This window comes from cf. Phormidesmis sp. LEGE 11477, from assembly GCF_015207105.1.
Lineage (GTDB): Bacteria > Cyanobacteriota > Cyanobacteriia > Phormidesmidales > Phormidesmidaceae > Phormidesmis.
Map to the genome: position 1 here is coordinate 1 of NZ_JADEXO010000048.1, position 15,637 is coordinate 15,637.

Below are 15,637 nucleotides of genomic sequence, written 5' to 3' on the forward strand. Positions count from 1 at the left end.
TGTGTATAAGAGACAGCGACTATCATGGCCGGGATAAATCCCCTCTGGGGAGGGGTGGCCGTAGGCCGGGGTGGGTCTTCAGCGTGTAGAGCTAAACAGCTACCTAATTAGCATCCGCCGCCCGAGCGAAGCTATACAGTAGCGGGCTCCTTATCAGCCGCTAGCGCCTCTTGATACTGCTCATCACTATCCAAGATGCCGAACTCGATCAACAGATCTTCAAGCTCGTCCATGCTGATGGGCGTTGGAACGGTAAGCTTTTTGTTCTTGATGATTTTCTCAGCAAGCGCTGCGTATTCTTTGGCCTGATTGCAATCAGGGGCGTACTCATTCACTGTCATGCGACGTAGCTCAGCATGCTGAACAACATTATCACGAGGGACAAAGTGAATCATTTGAGTATTGAGCTTGCTCGCTAGGGCTTCAATCAGCTCGACTTCCCGGTCTGTATTCCGGCTGTTGCAAATCAGACCGCCCAGTCGCACACCGCCGGATTGGGCGTACTTCAGAACGCCTCGGGCGATGTTATTGGCTGCATACATGGCCATCATCTCACCAGAGACAACAATGTAGATCTCTTGTGCTTTGCCTTCTCTAATAGGCATTGCAAAACCGCCGCAAACAACGTCGCCAAGTACGTCGTAGGAGACGAAATCAAGATCTTCGTAAGCGCCTTCTTCTTCTAGAAAGTTAATGGCGGTGATGATGCCGCGACCAGCACACCCAACGCCAGGTTCAGGGCCACCGGACTCGACGCACATGACGCCGCGATAGCCTTCTTGCAGCACCTGGTCGAGTTCGACATCTTCAACCGCGCCGAGTTCGGCAGCTAGCTGTAGCACGGAGGTTTGGGCTTTGCTGTGGAGCATCAGGCGAGTGGAATCAGCCTTCGGGTCACAGCCCACAATCATGATGCGTTGGCCTTGCTCGGCCATGGCTGCAAGCGTGTTTTGGGAAGTGGTGGATTTACCGATACCGCCTTTTCCATAAAATGCAATCTGTCTCATAGGGCAAAAGTCTCCTAGTTTTTCGTTGAAGGGAATGGTTAGACTTATCGTGTGAATAGCGTTCGTGTGAATTGAGCGTTCAAAGCTACCTATTCAACAGAAGTCGGAGGAGAACGCTCAACGGTTGGCGTGGAATGAATGATGTTCATAGTGTCAGATAAAAAGTTTAAGAAAAATTCGGCTGACCGCTTGACTTAAATAGTCGCTCTTCCTAAGCGGGAACAACAACAAGTGTAGAAGAGACTTTTGTCTGCAAGCTGGCCTCAATAGAATTTTTCAAGGTTTCGCTACTGCTCTCACAGCCGCCACAGGCTCCTGTGAGTAGAACTCTAACAACATCGCCATCAACGTCGTAAAGCTCGATATCACCTCCATCAGCCAACAGAATGGGTCGAACATCTTCAGCGATGACTTGTTGAATAAGATTGATCTTTTGCATCGGTGTGAGCGGTTTATCCGCCGCCTGAGCAGCGACTTCTGAGGTTACTCTAGCTGAGAGTGCTGTTCTCTCTTGCTGCACCTCTATGAGCAAATCTTCAATGCCAGCCTGACAGCTACCGCAGCCCCCGCCTGCTTTTACATAGTTTGTCACTTGTTCAACAGTAGTTAAATCGTTCTCGATAATCACTCGGCGAATGCGGGGCTCAGAGATGCCGTAGCAAGAGCAAATCAGCGTGCCGTCATCATCTTCGTGTTGCTCAATCTCGATGCCGCGATACTTATAGATTGCAGCTTCTAGAGCTTCTTGGCCCATGACTGAGCAGTGCATTTTGGCTTCGGGCAGACCGCCTAGATAGTCGGCGATATCGTGGTTGGTAATTTTTAGGGCTTCATCAAGCGTTTTCTGTTTGATGATTTCAGTTAGGGCAGATGAAGAGGCGATCGCACTCGTACAGCCAAAGGTTTGAAAGCTAGCATCTTGAATGACTTCAGTAGATTCTTGAATTCTCAGATGCAGCCGCAGCGCGTCTCCGCAGGCAATGCTGCCCACTTCACCGTAGACCACTGCCACATCAGGCTCTTGAGGATCTGCGATCGCGCCCTGATTGATCGGGTTATAGAATAAATCAAGTACTTTTTCAGAATAGTCCCACATGGCAGTTTCTAGGAAGGGTAAACGATGAACGATGAATGATGAACAAATGAACGACGAGATTAAGCGGTGTGAACAAGATCGCGGCTTTGTAGCCACTCTGACTGATCGTTGTTGAAAGGAGATAGCGCTCGTAATTTTTCAACGATGGCCGGCATGACACTCACCACCTGTTGAATTTCCGCCCCAGTCGTAAATCGAGAGAGACTAAAGCGAATAGACCCGTGAAGAATGGTATAGGGCAGGCCCATCGACGTTAGTACGTGAGAAGGATCGAGCGATCCAGACGTGCAGGCAGAGCCAGAGGAGGCGCAGATGCCGTGCTTGTCTAGCATGAATAGAATGGCCTCACCTTCGATGTATTTGAAGCCAATATTGGTGGTGTTGGGTAGGCGAACGGTGCCACCGCCATTGACTTCGCACTCTGGAATCGCCGCTAATAGCTGCTGTTCTAACGCATCACGCAACTTAGCTTCTCTATCTACCGTTTGCAGATGCTGCTGAGCCAGCTCCGCTGCTTTACCCAAAGCGACGATACTAGCAACGTTTGGCGTGCCAGCTCGGCGGCCCCGCTCTTGATGTCCGCCGAGTAGGAAAGGGCGAAATCGGAACCCGCGACGGCTGTACAACACTCCAATTCCTTTGGGCGCATGCAGCTTGTGACCCGAGAGCGTCAGCAGGTCGATAGTGCTGTTTTTGAGAGTGATCGGCAGTTTGCCGACGGCCTGGACAGCATCAACGTGGAAAGTGGCACCGCATTCTTTGGCGATCGCCCCAATCTGTTCTATCGGAAAAACGACCCCGGTTTCGTTGTTGGCATACATTGTTGTCACCAGGGCCGTCCCCCCGGTCACTGCCGCTTCTACTTCCATCAAATCGATCTGTCCGCGTCCATCAACAGAGAGATAGGTGACGGTGTAACCCTTTTTTTCGAGGTGCTTGCACACATTGAGCACGGCTGGATGTTCTACCGCTGTGGTGACGATATGACGCTTGTTAGGCTGAGCGGCGAGCGCTGCATGAATGGCAGTGTTGTTACCTTCACTGCCGCAGCTATTGAAGATGATTTCGGTTTCTTCTGCGCCGAGCAGCGCGGCCACCTGAGCCCGAGCGTTTTGCAGCGCAGCGCCCACCTGACCGCCAAAGCTATGCATGGAAGAGGGATTACCGTAAAGGTTGCTGAGGTAAGGCAACATTGCGGTCAAAACATCTGGATCTATTTGAGTAGTGGCGTTGTTGTCTAGATAAGTAACCATCACGGCTCTCTGTAGAAAGGAAAAGGGGCAAAGAAGAAAAAAGAGAAAGAAGAACTAGCGAAATCGAGACTAGGGGACTAGGGGAACGTTTTCGGTCTTTTTAGGATGAGCCTGCAATTTCTGCAGTGTCTGAGAATAGGTGTCGAACCAATCATGCCAATAGCCTGACTGGGCAGAGTCTCTTAACTTAGAAATCCGGTAGTCGTAGTTCGCTTGCCAAGCTTGCCAATAATCTGTTGAAGTTTCTAGGGCGCGGCTAAAGGTGAATGCAGTCGACTCAGGTGATAAAGAAACGCAGCCGCTATTGGTTGGACAGACTGACCAGCACTGAGGGACGCTATGGAAACCCTGACAGTTGTTGCAAAGATCAGTATTGATGCTAAAACTATCTCCATTTGGCTCGATTGCGTTGGTGGGGCAAGCGGGCAGGCAGCGTTGACAGCCAATGCAGTCTTCAGTGATGGCATAAGTCATGGTTTAAATCCTCTATATATAAACAGTCTTGAGCACATGTTCTGTATAAAACTCTCGGGCCACCGCTTCGATTACGTCGTAGGCTTCTACAACAAACAGACCCGCCTTTTGCAGCTCTTTTTGAGGGCAAGGGCCAACCTTGGCGGCAAGTACCGCTTTGCAATCGGAAATGGTGTCAATGATGCCAGCTAGGCTAGCCGCCTCACCGTAGCCGCCCTGGCAGTAGTCAGCAACCTTACGATGGCCGACAAATTTCACATCAGCCCCGTTGACTTCATAGATCATGAACTCTTTGGCATGACCAAAGTGTTGATTGACTAGCCCGCCGCCTTTGGTGGCAACAGCGACCAATACGCTAGGAGACTCTGTTGAAGATTGAGCTTCAGGGCTGGCTGCTGTCTTCTTGGCGGCGGCTTCTCTTTTCTGGGCGATCGCAGCTTCGGTCTGTTGAATATCCGAGCGAACGGCCTGACGCTTTTCGGCGCTGTAGTCCACTGGCATTTCCATGAACTTCTCTTTGGTGAATTCTGCAGAGCGATCTTCACCGAGCAATCCGACAGCATCGGCGCGGCACTGACGGCAGTGACGCATGATCTTCATGTGACCAGCGCACTTATCTTGAACAGTTTTGAGTTCTTTCGGCGTCGGCCCCCGCTGCCCATTGAGGCCAAAGTAAGTACCGTGTTCTGGCTTTGAGATTAGCGGCATAATATTGTGTAAAAATGCGCCGCGATCGCGCACCGCCTGATTCACCTCTGGCATATGCTCATCATTGATGCCAGGAATCAAGACTGAATTCACCTTGCACAAGATATCAGCATCTCTGAGCGCTTCTAAGCCCTCCATCTGTCGCTGGTGCAAGATCTTTACCCCTTCGATGCCGCGATAGCGCTTGCGGCGGTAGTGAACCCAGGGATAGATCTTTTCACCAATAGCAGGATCGACCATATTGATAGTAATAGTCACATGATCGACATTAAGAGCTTTGATGCGATCGACATAATCGGGCAGCATCAAACCGTTGGTAGAAAGGCAGAGTTTGATATCAGGTGCCTGCTTGGCCACCAGTTCAAACGTGCGAAAAGTCTTTTCAGGATTAGCGAGCGGATCGCCAGGGCCAGCAATTCCTAGAACAGACATTTGAGGAATCTTGCCAGCGACAACTAACGCCTTATGAGCGGCTTCTTCAGGGGTTAGCAGTTCGCTAACCACACCTGGGCGACTCTCATTAGCACAGTCGTATTTGCGATTGCAAAAGTTACACTGAATGTTGCAAGCTGGCACAACAGCAACATGCATCCTGGCATAGTGATGATGAGCTGATTCGCTGTAGCAGGGGTGGTTTTCAATCCGGGCTTTGAGCGATTCACTAACAGCAGGTTCACTTGTGGATGTACAGCCACAGCCGCCAGACTTTTTAGACGGCGTGGCTGTAGTAATAGTTTGATGCTGCGTCGTCATTGCTTTGCGGGTGGTAAGGGTAGGCGTTTAGGGAGGGTAGGGATTAGGTCTTCTAGGCCACGGAGTGGTTTCAAGGCGTGGTTCCAATCGCGAATGAGTTGGGGGTGCGCGGCTTGACTAGCTCCTTGAAGTAGGAGAGTAAGCCTGTGAGGGCAGCCCAGCAAGATTGAGTTCGCGTGAAATCAGTTCGCGTGAGATCACAGTGGCCTGGCATTGAGTGTTCCACTACTGTTGAACCGCTGATGTTGAACCGTTGAGTTCATCAAGGCAAACCGTCAGGATTAAAGAAGCTCTAACTGAGCTGAAGTTGACGTTGTCTTGTTGATGGACTTCACCGAATTCAATCAAGGGTTCAATCAAGGAATCGAATACCAATGCTTGAAGACCTAGGTGTTCGTCGATGAAAAAGTTATAGCAAGCGGCCTACAGGCTCTATCTCTGAGGTCAGTCGATAGGATTTATTGAATGATTAACGCTGCACTCAATCGCTGTAGCCCTTTGGAATTCAGAGAAAAATATTTTTTGCAGATCGGGGTACGAGTATTTTGGCCTTTATCGGCTGGCATTTATTTACCCTGGGTCGATAATTGCTGCACTCAGCTAGATGGCCCATAGAGTAAAGGATACAGACTATTTCGTATGGCTCTAAGCAAGCTGTTAGGAGAGTACTCAAAGACAGCCGGTTTGTAAAAACAGATACAGATAGAAACAAAATAGAGCGCTGGATTAAAGACTCTTATTTATTTTCTGTATCCTTTTCAACAGTTTTAGCTTTTCTTTGTAACAGAATCTAAATTCTCAGAAGCAAATTAGCTATATGTTCGCTTCTATAGCGGTTGCCATTTTGCTCTGTACAGGCTCTAACGGTGAAAATTTATACATGTATAAGGAGAAAAGTGCTTACTGCCCCAATCAACTCCATGATAGGTAGGCGTGATAAATCCACTAGCCACTCACGCCAGCCGCCTATCTCATCGTAAAATTCAGATGTGTCGCAGTCACCATCGCAAAGCTATCTATGTCTTTAGGCGTAGCCAAATGCTATACACACTAGCCAAATGATAAGTGTGTGCTTCCACTTTTTGCGCGATCGCCAGCCAAACGCAAAAAGCATGATCGCTGAGTTCTCACTATTCAACCGACCAATCTTCCAACAAAAGTCCTGGCACCTGCTTAAAATCTTGCCGATTCCTAGTTACAAGAACGCCACCGCTAGCTAAAACAATCGAAGCGATCCGTAAGTCTTGCGTTCCGATGCGAACGCCTACGCTTCTAAATTCCCGAAAGCGGCTGTCAGCATCTGCACTGTAATTTAAAGCCGTTATACCAACGAATGAATCTATTGTCATAGCCAAACGTTTATAGGCTAAGACAAGCTGCGTGGGTTGCGCCGCTGCCTTCCCAACTTGAGCTAACCGACCCTTTAACTGTTCTTCAAAGCTAATAACTGTGGTAGCTAGCTTATTAGCAGTACGTTTTCTCGCAGCTAGTACGCATCTCACGACAGTCGGATGGTTATGATCAAAAAGGCTTAAATGATCTGTATCTAAGATATACAAAGTCACTGACTTGTTCTTTCATCCATTTCTCTGCGATATGTTTCAATCTCTGACAAGAAATCGTCCCACGTCGGGTCGCCTTCAAAGATTCCTGCGCGTTTTATCCAAGGATCTTCTGCTTGCACGCAATCGGGCTGAGAACCATTTGTCGCGACGATCTCAATATCGGAATCAATGTCAATCGATACAAGCTTAGCGTTTGATAGTTGAGATACTAGCATGGCCTTGATATGACCAATCGCCTCTTCCTCTGTTTTGCCATCTGCTACCATATCCGATAGCCCCATCACAGAAGCTACAAAATGCTGCTCTGAAGGCTTGCGAACCAAAACTTGATACTGCATATACTGTTACTACCTACCTAACCAAGTTGCTTCTACTATAGTGGCTGATCGCGCTACGTCTGCGGCTGGGTCTGTATTACTAACGTGCTGGCGGTCAGACTGCTGAACAAAAGAAACCATGAGTGAGAGGGGCGATCGCGGCTAAATATAGATGACGCTACCGTACAGCTAAACTAACGCCTATCTGAAAGTTAGAGCCCAAAAAAGCACAATGCAGGATGAATGATTTTTGCTGGTCTAGGGCAAGTCAGCGTTTCCGACTCCTGATTCATTCTCGAAATCAGCAGGTTCGCTTTTCTTAATCTGGTTGGCCGCTAATTCGCTGCGTTGAATAGACTAGTAATCGTTAATCGATAAAATCAGGACGCTATCTACATGGCGCGGATCGTTTTAATTGCTGGGTTTGAAGCCTTCAATACAAACCTGTACGAACAGGCTGCTGCTAGTGCTCGCCGCCCTGATCTAGAGATTCAGGTGTTTTGCGATCGCGATCTCACCACCCAACCAGAGGCGGTTGCTCAAGCGCTGGCCAAAGCAGACATCTTTTTCGCCAGCCTGATTTTCGACTACGACCAGGTGATCTGGCTACGCGATCGCCTCGAACATATTCCTACTCGCCTAATCTTTGAATCTGCGCTTGAACTCATGGCCCTTACTCAGCTAGGGAAGTTTGCGATGCGGCCAAAAAGCGGCCAGAAAAAGGCAGGCATGCCTAAGCCAGTTCAATTTATTCTCAACAAGTTTGGCAGCGGCAAAGAAGAAGATCGGCTCGCAGGCTATCTTAGCTTTCTCAAGGTCGGCCCCAAACTACTTAAATATGTTCCTGCTCGCAAGGTTCAAGATCTGCGTAACTGGCTGATTATCTACGGCTATTGGAATGCGGGTGGCTCCGAAAACGTCACCGCCCTGTTCAACATTCTGGCTGAAAAGTATCTTGGCTTGTCGGGGGGCGAGATTCCGCCAGTGATTGAAACGCCCAATATGGGACTTTTGCATCCAGATCACGACGGCTATTTTGAATCGCCTCAAGCTTATATTGACTGGTATAGAGAAGCGCGCGCGCCAGAGCTGCAAACAGGCGCTAGTCGGCCTGCGGTCGCTATCTTGCTGTATCGCAAGCATGTGATTACTCACCAGCCCTATATCCCTCAGCTGATTCGCTGTTTTGAGCAGGCGAATCTCACCCCAGTGCCGATTTTTATCAATGGGGTAGAAGGTCATGTCGCCGTTCGCGATTGGATGACAACAGCTTACGAGCAGGCGCAGCGGGCACTCGGGAACAAAGCCTGTCTTTCTCTCTCTTCTAGGGCTGTCAAAGTTGACGCGATTGTCTCGACGATTGGCTTTCCACTGGTGGGTGGGCCTGCTGGCTCGATGGAAGCGGGGCGGCAGGTCGCGGTGGCCAAGCGAATATTAGCCGCTAAAAATGTTCCTTATGTGGTGTCGGCCCCGCTGCTGATTCAAGATGTCCATTCCTGGACGCGCCAGGGCATTGGTGGGCTGCAAAGTGTAGTGCTATATGCCTTGCCGGAGCTAGACGGTGCGATTGATCCGGTGCCCCTAGGCGGACTGGTGGGCGATCGCATCTATCTAGTGCCTGAACGGGTAAAGCGCTTGACTGGCCGCCTCAACCAGTGGATTACCCTTCGGCAAAAGCCTTTGGCAGAACGCAAGCTGGCTGTGATTCTCTACGGATTTCCACCGGGATATGGGGCCACGGGTACAGCTGCTCTGCTCAATGTACCGGAGTCTCTTCTCAACTTGTTGCGATCGCTAAAGGAGGCGGGCTATGAGGTAGGAGATTTGCCCGCAAGCGGGGAAGAGATTGTTGCCCAGGTGAAGGCGGCGGATGAATGGATGCCGGGAATGGACGGCGGAGAGACAATACCAACGACGGTATCCGTGCATCAGCTCAGCAAGTGGTTAGGCTATTTGCAGCAAACAAAAATAGAGCGCCAGTGGCAATCGCTGACGGGCACAGGAATCAAAACCTTTAAAGCAGACTTTTTGCTAGGCGGTGTGCAGTTGGGCAACGTGTGGATTGGGGTGCAGCCACCGTTGGGCATCGCCGGAGATCCGATGCGATTAATGTTTGAAAGAGATCTGACACCGCACCCTCAGTACGCGGCTTTTTATAGCTGGTTAAAAGAAGATTTTCGCGCTGATGCGGTGGTGCATTTTGGCATGCATGGGACGGCGGAGTGGCTGCCGGGCTCGCCGCTGGGTAATACGGGCTATTCTTGGTCGGATATTTTGCTAGGCAACTTACCGAATCTCTATGTCTATGCCGCCAACAATCCGTCGGAGTCAATGCTGGCCAAAAGACGGGGCTATGGCGTGCTGATTTCTCATAATGTGCCCCCTTATGGCAGAGCCGGACTGTATAAAGAGCTGCTGAGTTTGCGAGAGCTGATTGCGGAGTATCGAGAGAATCCTGAGGCTAATGCAGTGCTAAAAGGGGCTATTTGCAAGCAGATTGTAGATTCTGGATTGGAGGCCGACTGCCCTTTTACAGCCGCGCGTGACTTGGGCATTGAGTTTTCGGCTCAGACGCTGACCATGTTTAGCCCAGCAGTATTCGATGAGTATATGGGCGTGCTGTATCGGTATCTGCAAACTCTGGAGAATCGACTGTTCTCATCGGGGCTGCATGTGCTGGGGGCAACACCAACAGAAGCAGATCTAGAAAGCTATTTGTCGGCTTACTTTGGCGATCGCTACACGCCTGAGCTTCAGGCTGCGATCGCGCAATCCCAGAATAATGCCCAGAACGATTCCCAGAACAATTCCCAACCAGCCGTCGCCTCTAATGTTCTCTCTAACAGCGTCTCTGACAGTGCCTCCAGCATAGACCAGCCGCAGCTAGAAGAAGCTCTACTCATTCGCGATCGCCTGCTGCAAACCCCTGACGAACTAACGAATCTCCTGCGCGGACTCAACGGAGAATATATTCTTCCTGCGCCTGGGGGCGATCTCTTGCGCGATGGGCCAGGTGTGCTGCCGACGGGCCGTAATATTCATGCGCTCGATCCCTACCGGATGCCATCACCCGCTGCCTATGAGAGAGGACGTGCGATCGCTCAAAAAATTCTCTCTCAGGCACTGGCTGAAACGGGCCAATATCCTGAGACTATAGCGGTTATGCTCTGGGGTCTTGATGCGATTAAAACTAAAGGAGAATCGCTTGGCATTTTGTTAGAACTGGTGGGGGCGACGCCGATCAAAGAAAGCACCGGGCGCATCGTCCGCTATGACCTGAGCCCCCTGGCCGAACTCAATCATCCACGCATTGATATACTCGCTAATCTATCTGGAATCTTCCGCGATAGTTTTGTGAATATTCTAGAACTGTTGGATGATCTGTTCCAGCGCGCGGCTATGGCAGATGAGCCGATTGAACAAAACTTTATTCGTAAACATGTGCTCGCGCTACAGGCTCAAGGGGTAGAGAATGCTTCGGCGCGGCTGTTTTCTAATCCGGCTGGAGACTATGGTTCACTAGTGAACGATCGCGTGGTGGATTCTAATTGGGAATCGGCAGATGAGCTGGGTAAAACTTGGTGCGATCGCAATACCTTTAGCTATGGCCGTCAAGACAAGGGCCAAGCCCGCCCAGAAATTCTTGAGACGCTGCTCAAAAGCACGAGCCGAGTGGTACAACAAATTGATTCTGTAGAATACGGTCTCACCGATATTCAAGAATACTACGCCAACACGGGCGCACTCAAGCAAGCCGCTGAAGCTCGCCAAGGTCAGCGCGTAACCGCTAGCTTTGTCGAAAGCTTTTCCAAAGACACGACGCCGCGAAAGCTTGAAGATCTGCTGCGAATGGAGTATCGCACCAAGCTACTCAACCCAAAATGGGCTGAAGCTATGGCCGAGCAAGGCTCAGGCGGTGTCTACGAAATCTCTCAGCGGATGACCGCACTGGTTGGCTGGGGTGGTACGGCCCGCTTCAAAGATAGCTGGGTTTATGACCAGGCGGCGCAGACCTATGCGTTTGATGCAGAAATGGCGACCAAGCTGCGACAGGCAAACCCAGAGGCATTCCGCAATCTGGTAGGGCGGATGATTGAGGCCCACGGTCGAGGATGGTGGACCCCCGATGAAGATCGATTAGAGAAACTGCAATCTCTGTACGACTTAGCCGATCAAGACCTAGAAGGCGTCAGCTAAAGGCATTGCGAACAAATAAACCCGTCGAACGACTACGCTCAGGGTTCGGTTATCGCGCTCGAACACATTTAATGAGTAATTAACAGGATTTCATATTACAAGCTCGCAGCAAGCTGGTGCCGATACCAACGCAAAAAGAGCGGCTCGTCAACCTGACAAGCCGCTCTTCCAAAAGAACTTTCTTTTTCAATAGTTTTACAGTGACAATAGGACTCAAAGCAAATGTAGTGAGCTTTTTCCTTTGAATTGTTTGAGATTATTCAGAGAACGACTGAATGACTGTTGTCTTTTCAGTGCTTAACCTCTCTGGCTACTAGTAAAAGGAAATATCACCAGCAACTCGAATGAGTTCTACGTCGGAGATGAAACGAATACAATTATCTATCTTTAATCTCCTTTGGGTAACGGCTAGAAGCTGTAACGGCTAGAAGTCTTTGCAACCTCATGCCTTACAGCATACTCCTCGGCTTGCCTGTCAGAAGCGCTCACCTTACAAAGGTTTACCGGAATTTAACCTTTGCAATACGAACACTTAAAGGTTCACATCGCCGCTGGATTTTAATCCTCGTTACCGATGCATTCAACGAGGCTGAAGTGAAGAGGAGACAACGCATTGAGCCGATTGTCATAATTTTAGCTGTAGAATAATTGTGAGTGGAATCAGTGTCTTTCTAGATATACTCTGTATCAAAAAGCACAAACTGTGCCCTGGTAACTATCTACAGTTCCTTGAATAAGACAACATATACATCCATGAAACTGATTGCCTTTTCGACGATTACAATCGCGAGCTTACTAGTGACTGCAAGCCCGATCGCTGCCCAAGATTATGTCTCTCCTAACGGGGTTAGGACCCTTTCCCCAGAGGGTGGTATTGTTCCCACTGCTACCTGGAGTTTGGGCACGCGGGCAGGAGATTATGTCTTCGTAGCGGGAATGCGAGGAATTGACCCTGAGGCTAACGCCCTAGTGCCCGATGATGAAGGCCGAGTGCGGCAGGCATTTTTAAACATGCAGCTCATTGCAGAATCAGAGGGTGCTACCCTGCGCGATGCCGTACGGCTAGTTGTGTATGTCACCGACATGTACCGCTACAGGCCCATAGTCAATCAGATTCAAGAAGAACTTTAGGGTGAAGGCCCCTATCCACCGCGTACCATTATTGAAGTGGATCGACTCAATCAGGACGACATTGTTGAAGTAGAGGGTACTTTTTATGCGCCAGTTAGCGAATAGAGACTGCGATAGAGTAAATCGGTCAGCAGCCGTACGGCGACAGCTGATGCTAGATAGATCTTATCAGATCTATCTCAATGGTTACTCTCATAAATAGTTAAATCTTACAGACCGTTAATCAATAAGAATAGCCCCCGTACCTAGCCAAAGCCATGCAAGATTTTCTTGTGTGGCTTTTTTCAATGGTGACCCTGATAACGACTCAATGGTGAACTTTTGTCTCTTATTTGCGGTTACGTTATGGCTTTTATTTCCTCGGGAACTTTATTGATACACAGTCGAAAGCTGAAAGAGTGAAAGTTGATAGGCTCTCCTCGCTGCAAGCATGATTACGACTGGGATTCTCCTTAAATATCACTCTTAATATCACTATTGCCGCCATCATCGCTCACAGCGTTAGTTCTGCAGATGGCGGTCTCGTGTGCATCGTTTGCTGCGTATAGACAGTCAAGTTATATTCTCCTTAGAAACAATCATGGCAGGTCACACTCCCTTCAATCGATCGCAGCTAGACTGGCGGGATCGATGGCTCCGGCAATTATCCGCTATCTCAGGGTTTACTCAAAAATCTTTGTCTGCACCATTCAGTTCAAAGACTGCCTGGACAAAGCTAATTTTGGGCGGGACGGCTGTCTTTGTTTGTACTGCTAGCTATTTGAGCTATCAGCGGGTACGTAATCTGACATTACAAGACCTGCAAGATAAAGCTTTTTTAGAGGTGCAGCAGGGAGCCAACGAGATTGATAGCTGGATCGAGAATAAAAAGTCAGCTTTAGCGGCGATCGCCAACAATCCGACTTTTCGCACTATGGATTGGCAGGCGATTGAGCCCTATCTAGTACTAGAAGAAAAACGGCTGCCCGATTTCTTTTATTTAGGCATGACCGATGCCGATATGCTGCTGTACACCACAGACGCCCCTGATAAAAATGGCACCATTGATTTAAGCGATCGCCAGCATATTCAAGGGGCAATGGCAGGGATCGATAGCTTATCCGATCCGCTGCTATCACGCAGTTCCAATGGTCGTCGGATTGTTGTGTTTGCGATCCCGACTTTCTCGGGAGAAGAGACATCAGATAGTCCGTTAGGTGAACCCGTTGGGGCAGTCAACGCAGTCGTTGGCATTGATGTAATACAAGGGGTGGTCGGCAGTCTTGACTATGGTCAACAGAGCTATGCATTTGCTCTAAATTCTAAAAGCGAAGCAATTGTTCATCCTAATGATGAGCTGATGTCTACGATCGAGTCGCCCGCGCCCAGCCTATTAGACTATGGCGATTCGGGCTTGGCTGAGGTTGCCCAACGTTTAAAGGATCAAGAATCGGGGCTTGATCTCTTTGAAATTGACGGTAAAGAACAGTACGTTGCCTATGTGCCACTGACACAGGCAGACTGGTCGGTCGCCCTAGTGATTCCGCGCCATAATATTGATGGGCAGCTACGTCCGCTAGACTGGATGGCAGTGGTGGTGGTGGGTCTGACTGGAACGATGCTAGCCGTGTTGTGGCAAGTGCAGGCTTTTGAACAGCAGCAGCTGAAGCGTTCCAAGGCGGCTGCCGATTTGGCGAACCAGGCCAAGAGCGAGTTCTTGGCCAACATGAGCCACGAGCTGCGAACGCCGCTCAATGGCATCTTGGGCTATGCCCAAATTCTAGGACGGACACTAGATGGCAAAGAGAGAGACGGCGTCAACGTTATCTATCAGTGCGGTTCTCACTTACTGACCTTGATTAACGATGTCTTAGATCTCTCAAAAATTGAAGCCCGTAAGCTTGAGCTAATCCCCACTGCCGTCCATCTGCCTTCACTGCTGCAAAGTGTTGTCGAGATGTGCCGGATTAAGGCAGAGCAAAAGAGCCTAGCTTTCGCCTATCAGCCAAGCCCTCAATTACCCAAAGGGGTGATGGTTGATGAAAAACGCCTGCGCCAGGTTCTAATTAATTTGCTGGGGAATGCAATTAAGTTTACCGAGACGGGCACTGTTACCCTCCAGGTTGAAGTTCAGTCTGTCTCTGAAGCTGAAACTTCTCTACACTTCCAAATCATCGACACTGGCGTGGGCATTGACTCGGCTAATCTGACTAAGTTGTTTGAGGCTTTTGAGCAGGTCGGCGATCAGAAAAAGCAGTCTGAAGGGACAGGGTTAGGTTTAGCAATTAGCCAGCGCATCATTCAGCTGATGGGAAGCACGATTACTGTTAACAGTCAGCCGGGTGAAGGCAGTGAGTTTGCCTTTACGATCAATTGTCCGATCGCCGAAACCTGGGTAGAGCAGCAGTCCGTCGATGGAGTCAATCGGATTGTGGGCTATGAAAGCCAAGCGGAAGATAAGCAGCGCTACAGCATTCTGATAGTAGACGATCGGTGGGAAAACCGCGCCGTTCTATCCGGTTTGCTAGCGCCCTTGGGATTTACGCTTTTGGAAGCCGAGAATGGTCAAGTTTGCCTGGATATGCTGCATGCTCAAGCCCCTGATCTGGTGATTATGGACTTGAGCATGCCAGTCATGGACGGAACTGAGTGCTTGCGCCAAATTCGACAGACAGACGAATTGAACCAAACTATCGTACTTGTGTCTTCCGCGTCAGTCGCACAGGCCGATCAGCAGCTAGCACTGAAGCAGGGGGGAAATGATTTTTTACCTAAACCGGTAGAGTCAGCAGAACTCTTTCAGTTACTTGCTAAATACCTGCCATTACGCTGGATCTACCAAAACGCGAAAGAGACATCTGAGGAAGCTCCAGACGATCGCATCTTTGCTGATGGCGAGATAGTTGTACCACCGGGCGAGACGTTAGAGGCGCTGCTGCAGTTGGCGAAGCTAAACCGAGTTCGACAGTTGCGATCGCACCTCGAAGACCTAAAAGACGGTGACAGCACCTACGGACCTTTCGCCGAATCTCTTTTAAAGCTGGCTCGTCAGTTTCGCTCAGAAGAGATTGAACGACAGCTAAATCAACATTTGACGACAGCGACCAATATTCAACAGACAGATATCCAGCAGACAGACGGAGACTAGAGTTAAAAC

At 49.6% G+C, this 15,637-nt stretch carries 10 protein-coding genes; 3 read left to right on the forward strand and 7 right to left on the reverse strand.

What is annotated here, in order from left to right; all coding sequences use genetic code 11:
• Positions 1-131: 131 nt before the first annotated feature.
• The 7 genes from nifH to IQ256_RS14920 form a co-directional block, all read right to left on the reverse strand.
• The gene (gene nifH / locus IQ256_RS14890) at positions 132-1,007 is read right to left on the reverse strand and encodes a nitrogenase iron protein (protein ID WP_193856338.1); all 876 of its coding nucleotides are present in this window, start codon (positions 1,005-1,007) and stop codon (positions 132-134) included.
• 211 nt (positions 1,008-1,218) lie between these two features.
• Positions 1,219-2,103, reverse strand: a complete 885-nt coding sequence (nifU, locus tag IQ256_RS14895) for a Fe-S cluster assembly protein NifU (RefSeq protein WP_193856339.1) — start codon at positions 2,101-2,103, stop codon at positions 1,219-1,221.
• 59 nt (positions 2,104-2,162) lie between these two features.
• A complete protein-coding gene (gene nifS, locus IQ256_RS14900) occupies positions 2,163-3,356 on the reverse strand; it encodes a cysteine desulfurase NifS (protein WP_193856340.1) in 1,194 nt (397 codons plus the stop codon).
• Positions 3,357-3,425: 69 nt separating this feature from the next.
• Positions 3,426-3,830: a 4Fe-4S binding protein gene (locus tag IQ256_RS14905; RefSeq protein WP_193856341.1), complete on the reverse strand. Its 405-nt coding sequence runs from the start codon at positions 3,828-3,830 to the stop codon at positions 3,426-3,428.
• Between the two features lie 12 nt (positions 3,831-3,842).
• Entirely contained in the window at positions 3,843-5,291 is a 1,449-nt protein-coding gene (gene nifB / locus IQ256_RS14910; RefSeq protein ID WP_193856342.1) for a nitrogenase cofactor biosynthesis protein NifB, read from the reverse strand.
• Positions 5,292-6,421: 1,130 nt separating this feature from the next.
• Entirely contained in the window at positions 6,422-6,640 is a 219-nt protein-coding gene (locus tag IQ256_RS29680) for a type II toxin-antitoxin system VapC family toxin (RefSeq protein ID WP_228024903.1), read from the reverse strand.
• A gap of 212 nt (positions 6,641-6,852) precedes the next feature.
• Entirely contained in the window at positions 6,853-7,194 is a 342-nt protein-coding gene (locus IQ256_RS14920) for a type II toxin-antitoxin system HicB family antitoxin (protein WP_193856344.1), read from the reverse strand.
• A gap of 375 nt (positions 7,195-7,569) precedes the next feature.
• On the opposite strand from IQ256_RS14920, the gene bchH reads away from it, so the two are divergent.
• The 3 genes from bchH (at position 7,570) to IQ256_RS14935 (ending at position 15,628) form a co-directional block, all read left to right on the forward strand.
• On the forward strand, positions 7,570-11,370 hold the full coding sequence (gene bchH, locus IQ256_RS14925) for a magnesium chelatase subunit H (RefSeq protein WP_193856345.1): 3,801 nt from the start codon (positions 7,570-7,572) through the stop codon (positions 11,368-11,370).
• A gap of 753 nt (positions 11,371-12,123) precedes the next feature.
• Positions 12,124-12,501, forward strand: a complete 378-nt coding sequence (locus IQ256_RS14930) for a RidA family protein (protein ID WP_228024904.1) — start codon at positions 12,124-12,126, stop codon at positions 12,499-12,501.
• A 580-nt stretch (positions 12,502-13,081) separates the two neighbouring features.
• A complete protein-coding gene (locus IQ256_RS14935; protein WP_193856346.1) occupies positions 13,082-15,628 on the forward strand; it encodes an ATP-binding protein in 2,547 nt (848 codons plus the stop codon).
• Positions 15,629-15,637 lie beyond the last annotated feature (9 nt).